The organism is Vreelandella sp. 162(4c) (assembly GCF_058152265.1).
Genome location: NZ_CM176981.1, coordinates 469,770 through 492,866, shown reverse-complemented (window position 1 = coordinate 492,866; position 23,097 = coordinate 469,770). Strand labels below are relative to the sequence as shown.

Below are 23,097 nucleotides of genomic sequence, written 5' to 3'. Positions count from 1 at the left end.
CCATGCTGACTCGTTCGCTGGTGCGTTGGAGTTTGCTGATAGCGGCCTGGCTTTTGGGCAGCGCGGCTGTGCTGCTGTTGCTGCTGCGTCTAGCGATCAGCCAATCCGATGCCCTTACCCCCCACATTGAAGCGTTACTCGAGGCGCGCATTGGCGTGCCGGTGACCATCGAGCGCTTATCGCTATCGCTAGCGCGTAGCGATCTACTGCTACGGCTTGACGGGGTGAACGCGGAAACCCCCGATGGCCAAGCACTCTTTTCCCTTGAGCATGCGGGGCTGCGCTTAGATACCTGGGCGTCGTTTGCCAATCTGGCACCGATTTTTAGTGATGCGCGTATCAGTGGTACACAGTTTCACCTCTATCAAGGTTCGGGGAGGTCTTTACAGTGGCCTGAGCCTGCGGAGTTACCGCTATTGATGGCGGCAGAACCCGATGTGGATCTGGCCACAATTGATAGCTGGGCGGGCTTGATTCTACGCCAACGCCTGTGGGTGGATGACACGCGGGTTGTACTGCACGGCAAAGACGACACCGTGATGCTGCATGCTCAGACACTGCTGCTGACCGGTGATGAGCGGCGCACAAGGTTAGAGGGCGCCATCAATATTGCCCCATCGTTAGAGCAGGCTCGCGATATAGACCTTCCTGCGGCGGAAATGAAGGTCGAAATGCAGCCCGGCCGACGAGGTTTTAGCGATTTTTCGGCAGCACTGCAGTTGGATATTCAGCTTGATCAGTTAGTGGTTCTGGCGGATATGTTTCGGCCTGATCATGCCGCCTATTTAGAGCAAGCCGGGGGCAGTGCGCGGCTATGGGGGCGTTGGACCACCGGGCGCCTTGAGGAAGCTCGTGTTGCCGTCGACGTTCCACAGTTGACGCTTCGCCACCAGGTTCAGTACGCGGTGTTAAGAGATATTAAGGCTAATGGCCTGTGGCAGCGCGACGGCGAAGGTGGTGAGGCGTGGCTAAGCGGCGACGCGGAGAGCGTTGAGTGGGCCCAGCCCCCTGGAGGTAACGTTGGGCCAGCGTTGCCACGCCACTGGCATGCCACCCACCAACCAGGACAGTGGGAAGTGCGCACCAGCGCCTTTGAGCTTGCCTCGCTGACCGCTTGGCGTGACTACGTATTGCTCCCTGAATCCGTCACCCGGGTATTGCAAACCCTTGCTCCTCGTGGGCAAGTCGAGGGGTTGCACGTGGGGCAGCAGGATGGTCACTGGGGAGTGGATGCGGCGTTAACCGGCGTGGAGGTCTCACCGTGGCAGCAGGCACCGGGCGGAGGCCCGCTGGATGCCTGGGTACAGGCGCGGGATTTACGCGGCCGCGTGCTGTTTAGCAGCAACGGTGAAAGCACTCTCTACTTTCCTGAGTTTTTTGCCGCTCCCATGCAACTGCGACGTGCTGAAGGGGAAGTGGAGTGGGTATACGACGGCCCCAATACCATGGTGAGTGGCAAGCGCCTAAGCGTCGACTGGGACGGCGCCCAGATAGCGGGCGGCTTTGGTTTGGTGACGGGTAATCAGCGCGGGCATTTTGGTTTAGACCTCAATTTCAGTGACGTGGATGCTGTTGAGCGTCCGCTGGCCCAGTGGTTGCCGCTCAGCGTCATGGATGACGAGCTTCGCGAATGGCTGCTTAATGATATTGGTGGCTACGTGAGCGAGGGCTCTCTGCAGCTTAGCCAACCGTTAGGCGAAGGGGCGACCGCCAACGACTTTACTGCAACGCTCGCTCTGGCGGTGACCCAAGGACATTTGCCGATCGCGCCAGGCTGGCCACGTCTTGACGACGTCGAGGGGCGCTTAAAGTGGCAAAACAGAGTGTTAGAAGCTGAAATTGATAACGCCCAGAGCCATGGCATCACTGCTTCAGAGGGTGAGGTGGTGATGGAGGATGAGACGCTCAACCTTTCGGGGCAGTTAAAATCGGATGGGCCAGCGCTGATATCATTTTTACAGGCAATGCCCGAGATTGATCTTTCCCCACTAAGTGATTTGCGCGTAACGGGTGGCGTTAACGGCGATATTGCGTTGTCGTTGCCGTTGGCAAACCCTGAAGCGCTGCAACTGGAAATCAATGCTCGGCCACGCTTTCCGGAAGTGGTGTATAAACCGCTCGATCTACGTCTTCAATCGGTTGAGGGGGATCTCGCCTGGCTTCAAAACGGGAAGAGTTCAGGTCTCGTCGGTGAGGTTAGTGGGCAGTTGCTGGGAGGCCCTATCAACGCTGATATTGATACTCAACGCAACGACATACAGCTGCAGGGGAGTGTCGCCACTGGGGCGCTTTTTGGGCTTGCAGGGTTGGATAGTCAAGGGCGTATGCCGCTAGAAGGACCGCTAGAGTGGCAGGGCAGTGTCGCCCTAACGCCAACGCCCATCCTGCGCTTGGAGAGTCGTTTAGTCGGCGTCACCAGTCATCTTCCCGAGCCCTTTGCAAAATCGTCACGGCAGGCCTGGCCCTGGACATTAACCGCCGATATGGACACAAAACGTATCGAAAGCCGCCTAGCCGATATCGCTTCTGCACGACTGCAACAGCTTAATGGCTCGCTTGCCGGGACGCTAAATTTAGGCAGCCAGGCGGTGCGCCTGCCCGACTGGCCCTCCCAGCCAGGGGTTAGTATCGATGCTGCCCTACCTCGCATTGACCCGCTAGCGTGGCAGCAGGCGATTTCACCGCTAATGCCCAGCGGGTTGCTCAGTGCGTCGGGTGGAGGTACTCAAATACCGTTGGCGGTCTCGTTAGCCACACCCTGTGTGGTTTACCAAAGGGAGTGTTTAGGCAGCCTTAACGCGTCGGGAGGCGTGAACGATGGCCGGATCGATTTGGGGCTAAGCGGTAATCTGGTCACTGGGCATTTACTGTACGATGCTCAATCACCGCAACCGTTAGATGTGGCCATTGAAGCTCTGGCGCTTGATCGCTTGCTGGCGTTAGCCAATGTTGAACACGACAGCGATGCTCCGATGCCAGACTCCTGGATGGAAACGGTCGATACCCAGCGCAAGGTGCCTGTGGCCATTCCTGATTGGCTAGCCGATGTGCCCAATGGACGATTACGCTTAGCCGAAATTGCTATGGGGCCGCGCCGCTTCGGCCCTTTGACTGCTTACTGGAAAACTGACGGCGAGCGTTTTTCGCTTACCCCCGTTGGCTTAACCCTGGGTCAGCTCTCTGCGCGAGGTGAGCTTTACTGGGAGGGGGACGCTGTTTCCAGTCATACCCGTGCGGACATTACGATTCAGGGTGGCGACATCGGCACCGCCCTTGAGCGTCTTGACCAACCGGTGGCCATGCGTAGCCGAAGTACCGATGTGGCTGCTTCGCTTGATTGGCCGGGGGCGCCCTGGCAGTTGGAGTTAAGCCGCTCAGATGGCTATATCAGTACCGACATTCGTGATGGCCGCTTTGTCACTCTGGAATCGGCACCTGCGCGCTTAATTGGCTTGCTCAATTTCGATAATATTTTACGTCGTCTACGCTTGGATTTTTCCGACGTTACCGGCCGCGGCACGGCATTTGACCGTGTTAAGGGGACGGCTGATGTTACTGGTGAGTTGCTGACGCTGCGCGGGCCATTGCAAATTGATACTCCGGCCACCACCCTAACGCTTACCGGCAGTGTCAACCTGGTGACGCGTGAACTTGACCAGCGGCTTGGCGTCACACTACCAGTGACGCAAAGTTTACCGATCGCGGCGATTGCCGTTGGCGCACCCATCGTGGGTGGCGCGCTGTTCCTTGCTGACCAGCTGTTTGGCGACGCCTTAGATCGCGCCACGACACTCCATTATCGCGTGCGAGGCCCTTGGACTTCGCCGCAGGTTACTTTAGAAGGCCCCCAATGACCGCATATAAAAGTGATGTAGATACGGCCGCCGCCATTCTGTTGACCCCCGGAGGGCTCGATTTAGAGGCTCTGGAAACGGGGTTGGGCTACGCCATGGGCGCGGGCATTGACTATGCCGATCTCTATTTCCAGCGTACCTGGCAAGAGGGCTGGGTACTGGAGGATGGAGAGGTAAAAGAGGCCAGCTACAATATTGACGGTGGCGTCGGCGTACGCTCACTGGCAGGTGAAAAGACTGGCTTTGCCTACTCCAACCAAATAACGGCCGATGCGCTAATGGACACCGGCCGCACGGCGGCAGGCATCGTCCGCAGCGGTCAACGTCTGCCTGGACAGTTGGTGCGCCCGGTATCCGCCATGTCGCGCTATGCGGGAATCGACCCCCTGGCCGGGCTAAGCGCGGAAGACAAAGTCGCCATGCTAAAACAGGCTGACAAAATCGCGCGTGCTGCAGACCCGAGCATCAGTCAAGTGAGTGCTTCTCTTTCAGGTACCTACGAAGTAGTGCTGGTGAGGGCAAGCGATGGCACCTTGGCGGCGGATATTCGCCCGCTGGTGCGCTTTAATGTCAGCGTTATCGCGGTTAAAAATGGTCGTCGTGAACGCGGCAGTGCGGGCGGCGGTGGCCGTTACTCCATGGCCAAGCTGCGCGATGACCAAGTTGCCGAGCAGTACGCCAAAGAGGCGGTGCGTCAGGCACTGGTCAACCTGGAAGCCGTCGATGCGCCCGCGGGGCAAATGCCTGTGGTGCTGGCGTCGGGGTGGCCGGGAATTTTGCTTCATGAAGCCGTCGGCCATGGTTTGGAAGGGGATTTCAACCGTAAGGGCAGTTCCGCTTTTGCTGGCAAAATGGGCGAGCGCGTGGCCGCAAAAGGTGTGACGATTGTCGATGATGCGACACTATCGGATTGCCGTGGCTCGATGAGCGTGGATGACGAGGGCACGCCGGGCCAATACACGCCGCTTATCGAAGACGGCATTTTGACTGGCTATATGCAGGACAAACTCAATGCCCGCTTAATGGGCATGGCTCCCACAGGCAATGCGCGACGCGAATCCTTTGCCCACCTGCCGATGCCGCGCATGACGAATACGGTCATGCTTGCGGGCCAAGATGAGCCCAGCGATATTATCAAAAGCGTTAAGCGCGGTATTTACGCGGTGAGCTTTGGGGGCGGGCAGGTGGATATCACCTCTGGCAAATTTGTGTTCTCTGCCAGCGAAGCCTACTTGATTGAAGACGGTAAGGTGACGGTGCCGGTGAAAGGCGCCACCTTGATTGGTAACGGGCCGGAAGCGATGCAGCGTGTTTCCATGATTGGCCATGATATGGCGCTGGATACCGGCATTGGCGTGTGTGGTAAAGAAGGGCAGGGCGTGCCGGTGGGTGTGGGCCAGCCCACCCTGAAATTGGATGAGCTGACCGTCGGCGGCACGCAGTCTTGATAGGCGGTCTTGAAAAACCGTCTTAAAGAGGCTGTTTTTAAAGTGCGAGGGTTTCGCGCAGGTGTTTGAAGAGCTTGCGCGAGCTGGTCGGCGGTTTGCCCTGTTCGCGTTCCCGCTGGGCGTTGCGAATCAATTGACGCAGTGTCTGGCGATCGGCGTCGGGGTGCTCCGCCATAAACAGGTCAACTGCCGCATCTCCCTCGTCAATTAAGCGTTCCCGCCATTTTTCCAGTCGGTGGAACGCGTGGTCGCGCTGCTCTTGCTCCTGGTCGATGGAGTCGAACACGGCTTGAATGGCGGTAAGATCCTCTTTACGGATCAGCTTACCGACATACTGCATATGGCGGCGGCGACCTTCATGGGAGCGAATACGCGAGGTTTCCTCGATAGCGCGTAGCATATCGTCAGAGAGGGGGAAACGGGCGCGTTCCGCCGGTCGCATGGCGATTAAGGTTTCCCCAAGTGCCTGTAAGGCATGCATTTCGCGTTTGAGTTGCGACTTGCTAGGGCGTTCTTCCTGTTCTTCTACTTCAACGGGATCGGGACGTTGCTTACGCATAGTGTGACTCACAGACAAGATTCGTGGCGGCATTATACCAGCTGCGAGTACAACATTGATTCGCCGATGACACTCTCTTGCAAGACTTTGGTTGAGAGGCATTCGGTTGAAATAGGAGGCCATATGGCACAGGCATTTGATGCATCCGCGCAGCAGTCGCTATTGACCGCGCGCGCCGAAGAGGCGTTAGCGCTGGCGAAGCGCTTGGGCGCGGATGCTGCCGAAGTAGGCGCAAGCGTCGATCAGGGTATAGGCGTTAGCGTACGCCTGGGCGAAGTTGAAACGGTTGAGTTATCCCGTGACCAAGGCATTGCCGTCACGCTATACGTGGGTCAACGTAAAGGCAGCGCTTCATCCACTGATGCCAGCAGTGCCTCGATCCAGGCAGCCGTAGAGAAAGCGCTGGCGATTGCCCGCTATACCGGCGAAGACCCGGCCGCAGGGCTGGCCGATGCCTCCCTTATGGCTACTGAGTTACCCGATCTAAAAGTGCACTACCCCTGGGCGCTCACAACGGATGAGGCGATTGAGTTAGCGCTTGCCTGCGAGCAGGCGGGGCGAGACGTTGACGGCATCTCACAGTCAGATGGCGCGTCTCTCTCCAGTGGCGAAGGGGTGCGCGTTTACGCCAATAGCCACGGCTTTTTAGGTACCCAAAAGGGCAGTAGTCACTCTCTTTCTTGCATGCTGATTGCCCAAGACGCGAGCGGTATGCAGCGTGATTATGACTACACCTCTGCCCGTGACCCCAAGGCGCTACGTGACCCCGCTGAGGTGGGGCGCGAAGCCGCGATGCGTACGCTGCGCAGGCTAGGTGCTAAACGGCCGCCAACGGGCACCTTTCCGGTGCTGTTTGACCCATCGTTGGCCAGTGGCTTGATTGGCCACCTGCTCGGTGGGTTAGCCGGTGGTGCGCTTTACCGGCAGGCCTCGTTTTTGTGCGACCGGCTCGGTACACCATTGTTTCCCGACTGGTTTAGTCTCGAAGAGCGGCCAATGGAGATTGGCGCCACGGCAAGCTCACCGTTTGATGGCGAGGGCGTGCAAACGCGCAATAATCGCTTTATCGATCAGGGACGCATTGCCAGCTATATGCTCTCTTCTTACAGCGCTCGTCGTCTCGATATGCAAACCACGGGCAATGCCGGTGGGGCACGTAACGTGCGTTTAGCGGCGCCGCTGCAATCACGCGAAAGCTTGTTGCAAGAGATGGGGCGGGGTATTTGGGTGACTGAGTTGATGGGCCAAGGTGTCAACGGTGTGACCGGTGACTATTCCCGCGGTGCAGCAGGTTTTTGGGTCGAAAATGGAAAGGTGCAGTACCCGGTCGAAGAGTTCACCATTGCCGGAAACCTGGAGCGGATGTTTGCTGGCTTAGTAGGTATTGGCGATGACACTGATACCCGTGGCAGTGTTCACACGGGTAGCTGGTTGATTGATGCCATGACCGTGGCGGGGGACTAACAAGCCAAGCGGCGGCTTACTGATCCTCCTCAAAGCGGGCGTCGAACAGCGCTTGAATCGCTTCAAGCGCCTGTTCGGCGTCATCGCCTTCGGCGGTGATTCTAAGCTCGGTGCCACAAGGTGCGGCAAGCATCAGCAGTGACATGATATTGGCGGCGTCGGCGGCCTGTTGCTGTTTGTAAACGCGTATTTTTGCCGTGAACTGTTGGCCGCATTTGACCAGTTTTGTCGCCGCGCGAGCGTGTAGCCCGCGTTGATTGGTAAGTGTAAGTATGCGTTCTGGCACCCTGGTTCCTTTTCGCCGAGTGGTGTCATTAATGGATAGACGCGCTTAAGAGGTCTCTGGCCGCTCGTTAGGTGTGGAAGCGCTGACGAGGGGAGCGGCCAACTGTTCGCTTATGGTGTAGTGCAGACCCAGTTCGCGGTGGCGAAGTTGAACTTCGCCCATGCTAGGAGTCAATTTTTCCGCTAACTTCTCGGCCATATAGACCGAGCGGTGCTGGCCACCAGTACAGCCAATCGCGATAGTCATGTAGCTACGTTGGCTATTCTGGTAAGCGGGTAGCCAACGCTCTAGCCAGGCCAAGATGTCGTCGCTCATGGCATCAACAATCGGATAGCTGTTCAAAAAAGCCACGATTTCCGCGTCGCGGCCAGTGAACTGGCGCAGCGTTGGATCCCAGTACGGATTTGGCAGGCAGCGCACATCGAAGACCAGGTCGGCGTCTAACGGTACGCCGCGTTTATACCCAAACGATTCCAGCGTTAGCGTCAGCTTGTCGCGCCGCTGATGGGCTACTTGGTCGGTAATGCGACGGCGTAAATCGTGCACCGATAATCGTGATGTATCGATCAATAGATCGGCCAGATCGCGAATATCCTCTAGCGTCGTCTCTTCTTTATTGATCGCCTCTTCCAGCGTCATTTCGCTATCGCGGGTCAGCGGATGACGGCGACGCGTTGCTGAGTAACGCTCAAGCAGTATGCGAGCATCGGTGGTCAGGTAAATAACTTGGAAGTCGATTTTACGCTGGCGCAACTCGTCTAATAAAGAGGGCAGGCGCTCCAGAGCTCCCGGCAAATTGCGGGCATCAATACTCACCGCTAAATGTGCTCGGTCGCCCTGGTCACGCAGTTCATCCACCAACGACCCCAGCAACATAGCTGGGAGGTTATCAATCGCGTAGTAGCCAAGATCTTCCAGCGCTTGCAAGGCGATAGATTTACCTGACCCGGAGCGGCCGCTAATGATCACCAGTTGCATAGAGTCTCTCTTTGCTTTGATCAAGCTGCGTTGAGGGTGGTGAGCGGATAACCTGCTGTGATCTGCCCTGAACAGGGTTTCAGACCCTTAGGCCGCTGATTGCTCGCGAATTTTGGCGGTAATCAGCTCAAGCAGTTCGCGCTGGCTGGCTGCTTTACGCAGTTGCTGGCGCGTGTCCGCATCATTCATGATGGTCGCTACCTGACCCAGTAGTGAGAGATGCGTGTCATCTGCCTCTTCGGGTACCAACAGGACAAACACCAGATCTACCGGGTCGCCGTCGATAGCGTCAAAATCGATCGCTTCAGCCAGTTTCAAAAATCCAGCGATAGGGGCGTTGCAGTGGGGGCTACGCGCATGAGGAATAGCCACGCCGTTACCAATACCCGTACTACCTAAGCGCTCGCGGCCGATTAAACGGCTAAACACTTCTTGGCTGTCCAGGCTGGGGATATTTTGGGCGATAAAGGTGCTGTAAAACTCCAGCACCCTTTTTTTGCTGCCCCCGGGGACGTCGAACAGAACGCGTTCCGGGGGGAGTATGGTTTCCAACGTCATTGAATTAACGCACACCGGCGCCTTGGGCGCGAGCTTGTGCTTTTTCCTTGTGTTTAACGAGTTGACGGTCGATTTTGTCCGCTAGTGCGTCGATAGCGGCGTACATATCACTGTCTAGGGCTTCCGCATGTAAGTCAGCACCTGCGGCGTGCAGCGTACAGGCGGCCTGCTGGCGCTCTTTCTCCACTGATAAGGTGACTTGCACCGTAGTTATATTGTCGTAATGGCGCTCTACACGCTCAAGCTTTTCGTTGACATAGTCACGCAAGGCGTCAGTCAGTTCTACGTGATGACCAGTGATATTTACTTGCATTGACGTGCTCCTTATCCATCGGACTGTACTTCGATTGTAACCCTTTTTGCCGCGTTGCAAAGCCCTTGTCGAGAGTTTCCCTGAAACGTTAACGAAGTTAGCGCAAACGACGCCGTTCACTGGAAGAGGGAATGCCCATGGCTTCACGGTATTTCGCCACCGTACGACGCGCCACTTGAATCCCTCCTTCGCCTAATAGCGTCACTAAGCGGCTGTCTGAAAGCGGCTTGCCGGGCGGCTCCTCTTGAATCAGTTTCTTGAGTCGTGCACGGATGGCGGTGCTGGAGTGGCTGTCGCCATCTTGACCGCTCACCTGGCTTGAGAAAAAGTATTTGAGTTCAAACACACCACGGGGTGTATGGATATATTTTTGCGTCGTTACCCGTGAAATAGTCGACTCGTGCATCTCCACGGCTTCGGCAATGTCGGCCAGTATCAGTGGTTTCATGGCTTCTTCGCCGTGCTCTAAAAAGCCAATCTGGCGGGTAATGATTTCGCGACCAACACGCAGCAGCGTATCGTTTCGGCTAGAGAGGCTCTTGATCAACCAGCGCGCTTCCTGCAAGTGCTCTTTGAGAAACTGGTTGTCATCGCTTTTATCCGCACGCTTAATCAAGCTGGCGTAGTCGGGCTGAATGCGCAGCCGTGGCAGGGCCTCGGGGTTGAGCTCTAAATGCCAGCCTTCATTATCGTGGCGGACGACTAGATCGGGGGTGACATAGCTGTCATCGGTGTCGCCGTAGGCGCTGCCTGGGCGTGGGTCTAGGCTGCGAATAAGCAGGATGACATCGGCCAGCTGTTCGTCGTCGAGCCCTAGACGGCGTTTCAGCAGACGCATATCGTCTTTGCCAAGCGCTTCGAGAAACTGCCGCACCAAGCGGCGGGCGGGAACCAGCAGTGGCGTATCATCGGGGAGAGCGGCGAGCTGCAGCATCAAGCATTCACGCAAGTCACGGGCAAATATGCCGGTCGGCTCAAACTGCTGGAGCTTGAGTAGAATGGTTTCCACTTCGCGCTGGCTTAGCCCGTCAATGCCCTGGGCACGAAGCCCTTCACGGATGTCGTTGAGCGGCTGGGTCAGGTAGCCGTTGGCGTCTAGCGCGTCGATTAAACTTTCCGCGACAAGCTGCTCGCGAGCGCTAAAATCGGTCATGGCGAGTTGCCACAGCAGGTGGCCATGAAGGCTCTGCCCGGCTGCCTGGCGCTCAAAGTCGGGGCCTTCGCTGCTGCTGCCCCCCTGGCTTCCCATATCTTGATAGGTATCTGACCAGTCGCTATCTACCGAGAGCTCAGTAGGGATGCTCTCTGACCACTCTTCTTCCTTAGGCTCGCTGACAGCCTGTTCACTAAATTCATCTTCCTGCTCCAGCATGGGATTGGCATCGAGGGCCTGCTGAATTTCTTGACGAAGATCCAGCGTAGAGAGTTGCAGCAGCGCAATGGCCTGCTGCAACTGGGGCGTCATGGTCAGCTGTGTGCCGATACGCAGTTGGAGAGAAGCTTTCATGACCATCTGAGAACCACTCGTTAATCAGAATGCTCCACCCTAGTGCGAGTGAGTGCTTGGCGCAAGTGCAATAAGCATGCCATTGGTCGTAAAGTTGTTTTAAAGCGCTATTTAGGGGCAATTAAGGCAAAAACATTACAGGCGAAAATCGGCGCCCAAATACACATCCCTTACTTTTTGGTTGGTGAGAATCGAGGCGGGCGAGCCACTGGCGATGATTTGCCCATCGCCGACGATATAGGCGGTATCGCAAATGTCTAGTGTTTCACGCACGTTGTGATCGGTGATCAGCACGCCGATATGGCGCTGTTTCAGTGCACGAATGATGGTTTTAATCTCACCTACCGAGATGGGGTCAACGCCCGCAAAAGGCTCATCGAGCAGAATAAAAGCGGGCTCTGTGGCTAGCGAGCGGGCTATTTCTACACGCCTGCGCTCGCCGCCCGAAAGGCTCATGCCCAGGTTGTCGCGAATATGGGTGATATGGAAGTCTTCGAGTAGCGCTTCCAGGCGCTGTTCGCGGTCGCTGCGGTTAAGCTCTTTGCGGGTCTCGAGTATCGCCATAATATTCTCGGCAACCGAGAGTTTGCGGAAAATAGACGCCTCTTGAGGTAGATAGCCAATCCCCGCGGCTGCGCGCTCGTGCATGGGGGCGCGCGTTAAATCCACATCGTCGATACCCACCTTGCCAGCGTCGGATTTGACCAGCCCAACAATCATATAAAATGAGGTGGTTTTGCCCGCGCCGTTGGGGCCCAAAAGGCCAACGACACTGCCTTGGGATATCTCCAGATTGATGTCTTTGACCACTCGGCGGCGTTTGTAGCTTTTAGCCAGGTGGTGGGCATAAAGGGTTTTGATCGGCGCAGTGTCTGCAGTGGCCACAGCTAGGCTCCCTATTGTTCAGGCTGAAGGGTCATGCGTATGCGCTGGGGCTCGCTGCCATCAACGTCAGAGCGCGCTTGAATCACTTCTCGGTCAATAAAATACTCAAGGCGACCGCCACTAAAGGTGTCCTCTTGCTGGGTCAGTTCGGCTTGGTCGATCAGCTCTACGCGACGCTCGGCGACGTGATAAATAATCCGCCGCGCCCAGCCTTCCGTGGGGCCTTCTTGCCCTTCGCCTTGATGGCGCAAGTAGGCGCGCTCACCGGTAGCGGTGGCTGTCGAGAGTTCGCCCGCGTCGTTGCGTTCGATCTCTACCCGCTCGCCGCGCAGCTGCATTTCGCCTTGGCGAATGTCCACATCCCCAGTATAAACAGCTGTGCCTGCCCGCTGATCAAGATCTAAACGGTCGGCTTCCACTTCCACTGGGGCCTGGGAAGATGAGTTGGTTTGGGCTAACACTGATAAAGGTATCGCTAAACCGAACAGTGCAGTGTAGAGCAGGGCTGGGGAAATCATGGCTTTCATGGCGGTTCCTATTAGCGTTGTGTGGCCGGGGGGTGCGTGCCGCGCACATTATCCGTTAAGCGAACCTGGCTGGTGTTAAGCCAAACGTCCATACGTGAAGCGCTCATTTGCTGCGGCGGTTGCTGCATCAATACCGGTGTGTCACTCCAGGCATGCTGCTCGAGGCCATCATAGTGCAGTAGCTCGGTATCTAGCTGCCAGCCTTCATCTGGTGCAAACAGTCGAGCCGAACCTGACAGCAGCAGGGCTTGGGTAGCGGTGTTGAGCGTGCCTACAGCGGCGCTGGCCAGCCACTGACGGTTTTCGCTGTCATACAGTACTGCCTCGGGCTCTTCCGTCCAGGTTTCGCTGCGCTGCGGGGTATGGATAAGGCGCGGTGTTTTTAGCGACTGCATGACACTGCCGTTATCCCCGAATAGGGTAATCTCGGCATTTTCCAGCACGTGGCCAGGTTCCTGAGCCTGTGCTTCGGGATCGATGCTGGTGTCTTGAGGCCCGCGTGGGTCAAGCCATACCAGCAGAATCCCCAGCGCGATGACTAGCCCGGCTAACCAAAGGCGTACTTTAAAGCGTTTAAACATTTACGTGCGGCCGTGCAGATAGGTGTCGAGCACCGCGCCCCAGTGTCCTTGAGATTCAAGCAGCGTATCGCAGATCTCACGCACGGCACCGTGGCCACCCAAGCGTTCGGTAGTCCAGTCGGCGTGGGTATGCATATAATCTGGTGCGTTAGGTACGGTAATGCCGACGCCGCATCGTTTGATAGCCGCTAGGTCGGGTAGGTCGTCGCCACAATAAGCCACCTGCTCTAGTTCAATATCGAGGCGTTGGCAGAGCCCGCGCAGTGTGGCCAGTTTGTCTTCACAGCCTTGGTGAACATGGTCAATGCCGAGTGCTGCCGCGCGTTGGCTAACCATGGGGGAGTCGCGCCCGGTAATCAACGCGACATGTACGCCCACGCGTTTGAGAAGCTTTAGCCCGTGGCCATCCTGGGTGTGGAATGCTTTGATTTCGATACCATCGGCCTGAAAGTAGAGGCGCCCATCGGTAAGGACGCCGTCAACATCCAGTGCTAGCAGGCGTACACGGCGGAGTCGGTCGAGTAGCGAGGCAGGTAGGGTCATAGAACCTCCATATCAATCAGTTCGTAAAGCAGGTCGTGTTGGCGCCGCTGGGTTAAATAACGCCGCTGGCGAGCAGGTCGTGCATATGTAGAGCCCCAATTGGGCGCTGTTGTTCATCAACCACCGCTAGCGCGGTAATACGGCTTTCTTCCATGATGCGTACCGCTTCGGCCGCCAGGATATCGGGGCCTATGCGTTTGCCCGGTCGAGTCATGACATCATCAACGAGCACGTCGCGCAGATTATGGAATTGATCCAGCGTGCGGCGTAGGTCGCCATCGGTGTAGACCCCGGCTAAGCGTCCTTCACTATCCACTACGCAGGTAAAGCCAAGCCCTTGCCGGGTAATTTCTAGTAATGCGTCGCGCAGCGGGCTGCCCAATGCGACCTGGGGCAGGCGTGCGCCGTCGTGCATGAGGTCTCTAACGCGTAGCAGTAAGCGCTTGCCTAAACTGCCGCCGGGGTGGGAGAGGGCAAAATCTTCAGCGGTAAAGCCGCGTGCTTCCAGTAATGCAACCGCCAGTGCATCACCCAGGGCGAGAGCCGCGGTGGTGGAACTGGTGGGGGCGAGGTCGAGCGGGCAAGCCTCACGCTCAACGCCACTGTTTAGGTGCGCATCAGCGTGCTTGGCAAGCGTGGAGTGGGGGCGCCCCGTCATGCTGACCAGCGGTGTGCCAAGGCGTTTAAGCAGTGGTAGCAGAGCAGTGACTTCGGCAGTTTCGCCCGAGTTAGAGAGCGCCAGCACTACATCTGCGCGGGTAATCATGCCTAGATCGCCATGGCTGGCTTCACCGGGGTGAACGAAAAAAGCCGGCGTGCCGGTACTGGCAAGTGTCGCCGCTAGCTTGCCAGCAATATGCCCCGACTTGCCCATACCGGTCACCACTACACGACCTTGGCAGGCGAGAATTAGCTCACAGGCGCGATCAAAGCTTTCGTCTAGCTTAGCCTGAAGGCCTCCAATCGCTGCCTGCTCGATTTGTAGCGTACGCAGTGCGCTTTCACGTAGTAGGCTGGAGGGGGCGATAGGCTGGCGCATAGCGTTTTCTCTTAACAAATGAAAATATAAAAGTAGTAACCGGTAAGAATAACATCTCGACAGCTCTAATAGGCAGTAATTGAGGCGACTCCCTGGGGGGCTATACCCGCATCACCAGGGCCGAGAGCAGGTTTAGGCGAGGGTAAGCAAGCCTTTGCAACTTTGATAACCCTGAACAATAGGAAAGCCCATTCGTGCAGTAATGCCTTGTAGCGTTATAGTACAATGTTCGATAATGTTTTAGAAACGCTGTTTTCTAATTGCGATAGCCGCAAGTAGGGTATGCTATACAGCTTTAGTCGCGCCTCGTTAAGAGTCAACTGATCCATGACAGATGCACCCTTTATAGAAATTGAAGAGCTTTACTTTTCGCGTGGTGATCACGAAATTTTCCGTGGCGTGAATATGACCATACCGCGGGGTAAAGTAACCGCGATCATGGGGCCAAGTGGTACCGGTAAAACCACGCTACTGAAGCTGATCGGCGGCCAGCTAACCCCGGAGCGTGGTCGAATACTCATTGATGGGCAGAATGTTCATAAACTGTCCCGGAAGGCGCTATTCACGCTACGCAAGCGGATGGGAATGCTTTTTCAGAGTGGTGCGCTGTTTTCTGATTTGGATGTGTTTGAAAACGTTGCCTTTCCGCTGCGGGTGCATACGGATTTGCCCGATACCATGGTGCGTGACCTGGTGTTGCTCAAGCTACAGGCGGTCGGCCTGCGCGGAGCGCGACACTTAACGCCTGCGGAGCTGTCCGGAGGGATGGCGCGCCGGGTCGCATTGGCTCGTGCGGTGGCGCTGGATCCAGAACTGATTTTGTATGATGAGCCGTTTGTTGGTCAGGATCCCATCTCTATGGGCGTGTTGGTGCAGCTAATCAAGCGCCTTAATCAAGCGCTGCAGCTAACCTCGGTGGTGGTCTCCCATGATATCAAGGAGACCTTGAGCATTGCGGACTATCTCTATCTGATCGCCGATGGCCAGGTGGTAGCCCATGGCACACCGCAAACCCTGGACACAAATCAAGATCCCCGGGTTAGCCAGTTTATTCATGGCGAACCTGATGGGCCGGTACCATTTCACTACCCCGCTGAGGCGTTTTATCGCGATATTCTGGGCGGGGCTCCGGTTAAATAGAACCGCTAGAGTGGGTGACATAAGGCGCTTAAATGCACCAATGCAGGGTAAATAAAGGGCAGAGTTAATGCAGTCAAAGTTCTCTAATAGCGCCGCACGTGTTACACGGCTGGGGCGCCGAGGGTGCGACTTAATGGAAGCATTGGGTCGAGCGGGCGTGTTTCTATTCCAGTCTGTGGTCGGCGTGCCTTCCCGGGAAGGCTGGCGATTATGGTTGCACCAGATGCACTTTGTGGGCGTGCTTTCGTTAGCCATTGTATTGGTGTCGGGGCTGTTTATCGGCATGGTGCTGGCACTGCAGGGCTATACCATTTTGGTCGATTTCGGGGCTGAGCAGGCGCTGGGACAAATGGTGGCACTGTCGCTATTGAGGGAGTTAGCCCCAGTGGTGGCAGCACTACTGTTTGCTGGCCGGGCGGGATCTGCGCTCACCGCCGAGATCGGTTTAATGAAAGCGACAGAGCAGCTCACCAGCATGGAGATGATCGGTGTTGACCCACTGCGCCGCGTGGTGGCGCCACGCCTATGGGCAGGCTTTGTGTCACTGCCTATTTTAACGGTTGGGTTTAGTGTCGTGGGCATCTGGGGCGGCTACTTGGTGGGCGTGGAGTGGCTAGGCGTCTTCGAGGGCTCTTACTGGAGCAACATGCAGGCCAATGTAGCCTTTATCAGTGATATCGGTAACGGCATGATCAAAAGCGCCGTATTTGCTTTGGTGGTGACCTGGATCGCGGTATTTCAAGGTTATGATTTGGTGCCCACTTCTGAAGGCATTTCCCGCGCTACTACGCGCACGGTGGTGTATTCGTCGCTTGCAGTATTGGGGCTTGATTTTGTGTTGACCGCCATTATGTTTGGCGGCCTTTAATGGCTGGAGCAGTTTCATGAAACGCAGTAAAACCATGGAGTTCGGTGTGGGCCTGTTTATGGTGGCGGGCATTCTGGGGCTGGTGTTCCTCGGCCTACGTGTGAGTGGACTGACGCTCTCAGCGCCCACGCAGTCGTTTCAGTTAGAGGCCAACTTCGCCAATATTGGTAGTTTAAAACCCCGTGCCAGGGTCACCATGGCGGGTGTGACAGTGGGGCGGGTAGAAGCCATTGAGCTGGATACGCAGTGGTTCGATGCGCGGGTCGTTCTTAGCCTGGATAGCGAGCTTGAGGGTCAGCTCTCCAAAGACTCGATTGCCTCGATCCTGACTGCAGGCTTATTAGGTGAGCAGTACATTGGCCTTAGCGTGGGCGGCGACCCTGAAATGCTTGAGGATGGCGATACGATTCGTGACACCCAGTCGGCACTGGTGTTGGAAGAACTTATCCAGCAGTTTGTGTCCAATATGGCAACTAACTAGTGTTTCAAACGGCAGGCACTAATCCAGTGTAATAACGGGCCCAGTGCAATACCGGGTGGGGAGATGATGGTTATGAATGGAGTGAACTTGATGATGGGTCGTTGGTTATTGGTGGTAATGATGATGGCGGCGTTAATGGTGCCACTGCAGTCACAGGCGCAGTCTCAGACACCAGAAGCAATGATTCGCGATAACGTTGAGTCACTGATGTCGGAACTCGAAGGTCGCAAGGATTATTACGCCAATAATCTTAGCGAGCTTGAGGCGTTAGTGGATAGCAACCTCGAACAAGTGGCGGATTTCCGCTATATCGGGGCCAGCGTGATGGGGAACTACTTCCGCAACGCTTCCCCGGAACAGCGCCGTCGTTTTGTCGATGTGTTTCGCCAAACGCTGATTGATACCTATACCCGCGGACTGGTGACGTTTGATTATGATGAGCTGCGGGTGCTGAATGCCCAGCAGGCTCAGCGCTATGACGACCAGGCCAGCGTTGCCATGGAAGTGGTGGCCAATAACGGCAAGGTGTACCCCGTAAGCTATAGCCTGAGACTCTCCGACGGCGAATGGCGGGTGGTTAACGTGATCGTTAACGGTATTAATCTGGGTCTGACGTTCCGCAATCAATTTGACCAAGCCATGCGCGATAACAATCGTGATTATGACGCGGTTATTGAGGGATGGTCACCTGAAGTGGGCGTTGAAGAGCTTGAGCAGGGAGGCGATGCGTGACAGTGCTGTTTTCACGCCCCAGTGTAACGGTTAGTGTAGAAAACACTACCTTGCTGGTGGAAGGTGATGTGGAGGTATCCTTGGCGGCCGATTTGGCCGCCTGTGGTGTTAAATGGCTCAAGCACACCGAGCTAACTTCGCTCAGCTTGGACTTTAGTCGCATTGAGAAGGCTAGCAGCGCTGCCATTAGCGTGCTGTTTGAATGGCTTCGAATTTGTCGGCAGCGCGGTATCCATATCCAAGCCATTCTTTTTTCAGCGCCGCTACGCCGACTTGCCTCCCTGGCTGAGTTGGATGCTTTGATTGATCAGCCTGCGGCTACTCTGGCCATTTAACGCTCCGGCATCGCCAAGCGCACTGCTTTTCTTTATTATGTCGACCCAATTACGTTCATTAATAACGATGACCCCAAAGGAGTTTTCTGCGCCATGCAACCCAACGAGGTAAAAGCACTGCTTGAATCCCGTATCGACGGATGTCAGTTCCATATCCAGGGTGAAGGCTGTAATTTTCAGGTGATTGCGGTTGGCGATGCCTTTGAAGGTCTCTCTCCGGTCAAACGTCAGCAGCTTGTCTACGCTGCGCTGAGCGATGAGATCGCCTCGGGTGCGCTCCACGCTATTAGCATCAAAACGTTTACCCCGGTGCAGTGGCAAACTGCACCGGAAAACGTTCAATAACGGTCGCCCCATGGATAAATTAATCATTACCGGCAATGGATCGGTAGACGGTGAAGTGTGGGTGAGTGGCGCTAAAAATGCGGCGCTGCCTATTTTGTGTGCCAGCCTGTTGGCCGATGGCCCCGTGGTGATTGGTAACTTGCCGCACTTGCAGGATATTACCACCACCTTAGAACTGCTCGGCCGCATGGGCGTTGAGCCGGTGATGGGCGAAAAGCTGAGTATTCAGTTGGATGGCTCCCAAGTCACTCAGTGTCACGCACCGTATGAGCTGGTTAAGAAAATGCGTGCCTCGATACTGGTGTTGGGCCCTCTGCTTGCCCACTTCGGTAAAGCCGATGTATCGCTACCCGGTGGTTGCGCCATTGGCTCGCGCCCGGTGGATTTGCATATTCGCGGTTTAGAAGCCATGGGGGCGGAGATTCGCGTTGAGGCTGGCTATATCCGCGCGCGGGTGGACGGTCGTCTAAAAGGGGCAACTATCTACTTTGATACCGTGACAGTGACCGGTACCGAAAACCTGCTGATGGCGGCGACCCTAGCCGATGGCAAAACCGTTCTGGAAAACGCTGCCCGCGAGCCTGAAATTGTCGACTTGGCTGAGTGCTTGATCAAAATGGGCGCTAAAATCTGCGGTCAAGGCACTGACACCATTACTATCGAAGGCGTCGAAAAACTGCACGGTTGCGAGCACGATGTCATGCCCGACCGTATCGAGACAGGCACCTTTCTAGTTGCCGCCGCCATGACTGGCGGACGGGTGAAGGTCAAGCGCACCCGGGCCGATATCCTGGACGCGGTCATTGCCAAGCTGGAAGAGGCGGGTGCGGAAGTCACCAGTGGAGACGACTGGATCGCCCTGGATATGCACGGCAAGCGTCCTAAGGCGGTGAATATTCGTACTGCGCCTTATCCAGCGTTCCCAACCGATATGCAGGCGCAGTTCGTGGCCATGAACGCAGTGGCCGTGGGGCACTCTCGGGTGGTCGAGACGATCTTCGAAAACCGCTTTATGCATGTTCAAGAGCTTAACCGCATGGGCGCCAATATCGTGCTGGAGGGCAACACCGCCTTGATCGAGGGGGTCGAGAAGCTTTCCGGTGCACCGGTAATGGCAACCGATCTGCGCGCGTCGGCTTCGCTGGTGATTGCGGCCATGATGGCCGAGGGGGAAACTCTAGTAGACCGCATCTATCACATTGACCGTGGCTACGAGTGTATCGAAGAGAAATTGCAGCTGCTGGGTGCGCGCATTCGCCGTATTCCTGGCTAGACCATTTCTACTGAGTCTCTGCTGCTAAGCCCCTGCATGCTAATAACCACTGGGCAACACGATGAGTAAGCAACTGATTTTAGCCCTCTCGAAGGGCCGTATTCTGGAAGAGACGCTGCCACTACTGGCCGATGCGGGTATTACACCTGCAGAGGATTTAAGCAAAAGTCGTAAGCTGCTATTTGATACCAACTTGCCCGACGTAAAACTGGTGATTATCCGTGCCACCGACGTGCCCACCTACGTTCAGCTAGGGGCAGCCGATGTCGGTATCGCAGGTAAAGATGTGCTGCTTGAGCACGGTGCCGAAGGGCTTTATGAGCCGTTGGATTTGGAAATTGCCCGCTGTAAGTTGATGACTGCGGGTGTGACCGGCCAGTTGCCAGCCCGTGCCCGGCGTCGGGTGGCAACGAAATTTGTTAACGTGGCGCGACGCTACTACGCCGAGCAGGGAATTCAGGCTGAGGTGATCAAACTTTATGGCGCTATGGAACTGGCGCCGTTAATGAATCTCGCCGATGAAATTGTTGATATCGTCGATACTGGCAATACCCTGCGGGCGAATGGTATGGAGCCGCGTGAGCTTATTGCCCATATCAGCACCCGGCTGGTGGTGAATAAGGCCGCCATGACCATGAAGCATGAGCGTATTAAGCCGTTACTAGAGCGCTTGGACAGTGCGGTCAAAAAGCGTCAGACCCAGCTTGCCGAATGATGTGAGGTGACCCATGAGTGAACCCATGAGCAAACAGACGACTGCAACGATTTCACGCCTATCGACAAGCGATGATGCCTTTAACCATCGACTTGATGCGCTGTTAGATTGGGAAGGGGTGTCTGACAAAGCGGTGCAGGCGCGGGTCGAAGAAATTCTTGCCAGTGTAAAGCAGCGCGGCGATGCTGCGGTAGTGGAAGCCACGAATCGTTTTGACCGACTTGCGGCTACCTCGATGGACGAATTGCAGTTAACGCCCGAGCAGTTGAAAAGAGCGTTTGATAACTTGCCTGCTGAGCAGCGCGAGGCGCTTTCCAGCGCCGCCGAGCGGATTAAGTGCTACCACGAGCGTCAGAAGCCCAGCTCCTGGCAATACGAAGAAGCAGACGGCACGGTACTGGGGCAGAAAGTTGCCCCCCTGGATCGCGCCGGTATTTATGTTCCTGGCGGCAAAGCTGCCTATCCCTCGTCAGTGCTGATGAATGCGATTCCGGCCCATGTGGCCGGTGTGCGCGAAATCGTTATGGTCGTACCTACTCCGGATGGCGTGCTCAATGAGTTGGTGCTGGCAGCGGCCCACCTGGCGGGGGTCGACTATGTGTTTACCATCGGTGGCGCTCAGGCCGTAGCCGCGCTTGCCTATGGCACTGAAAGTGTCCCCCGAGTCGATAAAATAGTTGGGCCGGGCAATATTTATGTGGCCACGGCGAAGCGTGCAGTATTTGGTCAAGTGGGCATTGATATGATTGCCGGGCCCTCGGAGATTATGGTGATTTCCGATGGTCAGACTGATCCCGATTGGCTGGCAATGGATCTATTTTCTCAAGCCGAACACGACGAAGATGCCCAGGCGATCTTGGTGAGCTGGGATGCCGGGCACTTAGATGCTGTGGAGTCGGCAATTGAGCGGCTGTTGCCGACCTTAGAGCGCGAAGAGATCGTGCGTGAGTCGCTGCGTAAGCGAGGAGCGTTAGTGCTCTGCCAGGACGCCCAAGAAGCGATTACGTTGATTAACCGGATTGCTCCTGAGCACCTGGAGCTATCGGTGGCTGCCCCCGAGACATGGTTGGACGATATCCGCCATGCCGGGGCAATCTTTATGGGGCGTTACACCGCCGAGGCGCTGGGTGATTACTGTGCTGGGCCAAATCACGTGCTGCCTACCTCTGGCACGGCGCGCTTCTCTTCACCACTGGGCGTTTACGATTTCCAGAAGCGCTCTTCGATTATTCACTGCTCCGCAGGCGGCGCTTCTGAGCTAGGTAAAATCGCCTCGGTATTGGCGCGAGGTGAGTCGCTGACCGCTCACGCTCGTTCAGCGGAGTACCGGATTCGCGATTGATACACCCAGCCCTGCGCCAACGCGCTTAATAGTAGTAACTAACTATTTGTAAGTATGCTATGAGTCGCGTTGGCCTGGGGTCTCTTCATTAATTGGGATGGTCGGTAGCGGGCGTTCTCCCACTTCGAGGGTCATCTCCATGCGTTCGCCGCTGCGTACGATGGTTATCGGTAGCGAAGTACCGGGGGGAATAGAGGCAATGTCGCTCATCGTGGTGCGGGCATCCAGAATAGGCTGGCCATTGACAGAGAGAAGCACATCGCCTGGCTCTAGCCCCGCTTCCGCGGCAGGCCCTCCGCTGACAACCCCCGCGACGATCACACCTTGGGGTGTTTGCAGTCCAAAAGAGGCTGCCAGTTCCCGTGATAGTGCTTGCGCTTCAATGCCTAACCAGCCACGAATTACCCGTCCTTGAGTGACCAGTTCATCCAGAATGCTGTGGGCAAGGTTGGCAGGAATGGCAAAGCCAATGCCTTGGGAGCCACCTGAGCGCGAGAAAATAGCCGTATTAATGCCGACCATGGCGCCCTCAGGATTGACCAGCGCGCCACCTGAGTTACCCGGGTTGATAGCCGCATCTGTTTGAATAAAGTCTTCATAGGCGTTTAGCCCTAAATGATTGCGCCCCGTGGCACTAATAATACCCATGGTGACCGTCTGACCGACACCAAAAGGGTTGCCAATAGCGAGCGCTACGTCGCCTACCGCTACGTCGGCTGAGTCTGTGAGTTCAATGACTGGCAAATCGTCCAGGTTAATTCTTAGCACGGCTAAATCACTTTCAGGATCTGTGCCGATCACCTCTGCCAGGGTTTCGCGTCCGTCGCGCAGAGCGACCTGGATTTCATCGGCGCCGTTGATGACGTGGTGATTGGTTAGTACGTAGCCGTCCTCACTGACTATAACGCCAGAGCCCAAGCTTGAGAGCATGCGTTGATGGGTCGTCGCGTCATCTCCCTGGTTATCAAAAAATTGCTGAAAAAATGGATCTGACATCAGTGGGTGCTGGTCGCGCTCAACGATGCGCGATGAGTAGATATTTACTACCGCCGGCGCGGCTTGCTCCACTGCCTGAGCATAGCTGACGGGGCCTTTGTTCCGGGAAAGCGGCGCTGCCTGATGAATTTCAGGCGCAGGGCGACTAGGGTTGGGTTCTACCACTTCTGGTGTCGTCGAGATGACCGGCGCGGCGACTTGGGGGGCTTGAGGCGACGAGTCACGAAACGGGTTGGGCAACTGCTCGGGGAGTGCGAAGAGAATCACCACCGCGAGCAGTACGCCAGTGATAACAGGCCAGAGATAAGGCAGCACGTAGCGTCGCATG

General features: G+C 56.2%; 24 protein-coding genes. 12 read left to right on the top strand and 12 right to left on the bottom strand.

Going from position 1 to position 23,097, the window contains the following annotated elements:
- Positions 1-2 precede the first annotated feature (2 nt).
- Positions 3-3,854, top strand: coding sequence for a YhdP family phospholipid transporter (locus tag AC4EYZ_RS02255; protein WP_430468891.1), 3,852 nt, complete (start codon positions 3-5; stop codon positions 3,852-3,854).
- The gene (tldD, locus tag AC4EYZ_RS02250) at positions 3,851-5,302 is read left to right on the top strand and encodes a metalloprotease TldD (protein WP_041158047.1); all 1,452 of its coding nucleotides are present in this window, start codon (positions 3,851-3,853) and stop codon (positions 5,300-5,302) included. The genes AC4EYZ_RS02255 and tldD overlap by 4 nt, the downstream gene beginning before the upstream one ends.
- A 37-nt stretch (positions 5,303-5,339) precedes the next feature.
- On the opposite strand, the gene yjgA is transcribed toward tldD, so the two are convergent.
- Positions 5,340-5,861 carry a ribosome biogenesis factor YjgA gene (yjgA, locus tag AC4EYZ_RS02245; protein WP_039859781.1) on the bottom strand — a complete coding sequence of 174 codons (522 nt, stop codon included), beginning with the start codon at positions 5,859-5,861 and terminating at the stop codon, positions 5,340-5,342.
- Between the two features lie 123 nt (positions 5,862-5,984).
- Between yjgA and pmbA the strand changes: the two genes are divergently transcribed.
- Complete coding sequence (pmbA, locus tag AC4EYZ_RS02240; RefSeq protein ID WP_490204077.1) at positions 5,985-7,325, top strand: metalloprotease PmbA; 1,341 nt, start codon at positions 5,985-5,987, stop codon at positions 7,323-7,325.
- Between the two features lie 16 nt (positions 7,326-7,341).
- Here the strand turns inward: pmbA and AC4EYZ_RS02235 are convergent, their stop codons facing one another.
- From AC4EYZ_RS02235 to AC4EYZ_RS02190, 10 genes are all read right to left on the bottom strand, one after another.
- The gene (locus AC4EYZ_RS02235) at positions 7,342-7,611 is read right to left on the bottom strand and encodes an HPr family phosphocarrier protein (protein ID WP_027959080.1); all 270 of its coding nucleotides are present in this window, start codon (positions 7,609-7,611) and stop codon (positions 7,342-7,344) included.
- A gap of 45 nt (positions 7,612-7,656) precedes the next feature.
- Positions 7,657-8,589, bottom strand: coding sequence for an RNase adapter RapZ (gene rapZ, locus AC4EYZ_RS02230; RefSeq protein WP_022523939.1), 933 nt, complete (start codon positions 8,587-8,589; stop codon positions 7,657-7,659).
- 87 nt (positions 8,590-8,676) lie between these two features.
- Positions 8,677-9,147, bottom strand: coding sequence for a PTS sugar transporter subunit IIA (locus AC4EYZ_RS02225; RefSeq protein WP_039859784.1), 471 nt, complete (start codon positions 9,145-9,147; stop codon positions 8,677-8,679).
- A gap of 4 nt (positions 9,148-9,151) precedes the next feature.
- Positions 9,152-9,460, bottom strand: a complete 309-nt coding sequence (hpf, locus tag AC4EYZ_RS02220; protein ID WP_007114683.1) for a ribosome hibernation-promoting factor, HPF/YfiA family — start codon at positions 9,458-9,460, stop codon at positions 9,152-9,154.
- A 97-nt stretch (positions 9,461-9,557) separates the two neighbouring features.
- Positions 9,558-10,973 carry an RNA polymerase factor sigma-54 gene (locus AC4EYZ_RS02215; protein ID WP_027959083.1) on the bottom strand — a complete coding sequence of 472 codons (1,416 nt, stop codon included), beginning with the start codon at positions 10,971-10,973 and terminating at the stop codon, positions 9,558-9,560.
- Between the two features lie 129 nt (positions 10,974-11,102).
- Positions 11,103-11,852, bottom strand: a complete 750-nt coding sequence (gene lptB / locus AC4EYZ_RS02210) for an LPS export ABC transporter ATP-binding protein (RefSeq protein WP_474191867.1) — start codon at positions 11,850-11,852, stop codon at positions 11,103-11,105.
- Between the two features lie 11 nt (positions 11,853-11,863).
- A complete protein-coding gene (gene lptA, locus AC4EYZ_RS02205; RefSeq protein ID WP_009287774.1) occupies positions 11,864-12,379 on the bottom strand; it encodes a lipopolysaccharide transport periplasmic protein LptA in 516 nt (171 codons plus the stop codon).
- Positions 12,380-12,390: 11 nt separating this feature from the next.
- Complete coding sequence (lptC, locus tag AC4EYZ_RS02200) at positions 12,391-12,960, bottom strand: LPS export ABC transporter periplasmic protein LptC (RefSeq protein ID WP_009287775.1); 570 nt, start codon at positions 12,958-12,960, stop codon at positions 12,391-12,393.
- Entirely contained in the window at positions 12,961-13,503 is a 543-nt protein-coding gene (locus AC4EYZ_RS02195; protein ID WP_159176630.1) for a KdsC family phosphatase, read from the bottom strand.
- 52 nt (positions 13,504-13,555) lie between these two features.
- Positions 13,556-14,542: a KpsF/GutQ family sugar-phosphate isomerase gene (locus AC4EYZ_RS02190; protein WP_190373413.1), complete on the bottom strand. Its 987-nt coding sequence runs from the start codon at positions 14,540-14,542 to the stop codon at positions 13,556-13,558.
- A 327-nt stretch (positions 14,543-14,869) separates the two neighbouring features.
- Here AC4EYZ_RS02190 and AC4EYZ_RS02185 point away from each other — a divergent pair, with 327 nt between their 5' ends.
- From AC4EYZ_RS02185 to hisD, 9 genes are all read left to right on the top strand, one after another.
- Entirely contained in the window at positions 14,870-15,682 is an 813-nt protein-coding gene (locus AC4EYZ_RS02185; RefSeq protein WP_474191866.1) for an ATP-binding cassette domain-containing protein, read from the top strand.
- Between the two features lie 67 nt (positions 15,683-15,749).
- Entirely contained in the window at positions 15,750-16,550 is an 801-nt protein-coding gene (gene mlaE / locus AC4EYZ_RS02180) for a lipid asymmetry maintenance ABC transporter permease subunit MlaE (RefSeq protein ID WP_035539165.1), read from the top strand.
- A gap of 16 nt (positions 16,551-16,566) precedes the next feature.
- Positions 16,567-17,031, top strand: a complete 465-nt coding sequence (mlaD, locus tag AC4EYZ_RS02175) for an outer membrane lipid asymmetry maintenance protein MlaD (RefSeq protein ID WP_022523930.1) — start codon at positions 16,567-16,569, stop codon at positions 17,029-17,031.
- Between the two features lie 90 nt (positions 17,032-17,121).
- Positions 17,122-17,763, top strand: a complete 642-nt coding sequence (locus AC4EYZ_RS02170; RefSeq protein WP_083868817.1) for an MlaC/ttg2D family ABC transporter substrate-binding protein — start codon at positions 17,122-17,124, stop codon at positions 17,761-17,763.
- Positions 17,760-18,098: an STAS domain-containing protein gene (locus AC4EYZ_RS02165; protein WP_022523928.1), complete on the top strand. Its 339-nt coding sequence runs from the start codon at positions 17,760-17,762 to the stop codon at positions 18,096-18,098. Before AC4EYZ_RS02170 ends, AC4EYZ_RS02165 begins: the two co-directional genes overlap by 4 nt.
- A 93-nt stretch (positions 18,099-18,191) precedes the next feature.
- A complete protein-coding gene (locus AC4EYZ_RS02160; protein WP_022523927.1) occupies positions 18,192-18,443 on the top strand; it encodes a BolA family protein in 252 nt (83 codons plus the stop codon).
- 10 nt (positions 18,444-18,453) lie between these two features.
- Positions 18,454-19,716 (top strand): UDP-N-acetylglucosamine 1-carboxyvinyltransferase, encoded by a 1,263-nt coding sequence (murA, locus tag AC4EYZ_RS02155; RefSeq protein ID WP_022523926.1) that lies wholly within the window; start codon positions 18,454-18,456, stop codon positions 19,714-19,716.
- Between the two features lie 61 nt (positions 19,717-19,777).
- On the top strand, positions 19,778-20,431 hold the full coding sequence (hisG, locus tag AC4EYZ_RS02150) for an ATP phosphoribosyltransferase (RefSeq protein ID WP_022523925.1): 654 nt from the start codon (positions 19,778-19,780) through the stop codon (positions 20,429-20,431).
- Between the two features lie 25 nt (positions 20,432-20,456).
- Complete coding sequence (gene hisD / locus AC4EYZ_RS02145; RefSeq protein ID WP_474191864.1) at positions 20,457-21,773, top strand: histidinol dehydrogenase; 1,317 nt, start codon at positions 20,457-20,459, stop codon at positions 21,771-21,773.
- 57 nt (positions 21,774-21,830) lie between these two features.
- Here the strand turns inward: hisD and AC4EYZ_RS02140 are convergent, their stop codons facing one another.
- Positions 21,831-23,096, bottom strand: coding sequence for a Do family serine endopeptidase (locus AC4EYZ_RS02140; RefSeq protein ID WP_474191863.1), 1,266 nt, complete (start codon positions 23,094-23,096; stop codon positions 21,831-21,833).
- Between the last annotated feature and the right edge of the window lies 1 nt (position 23,097).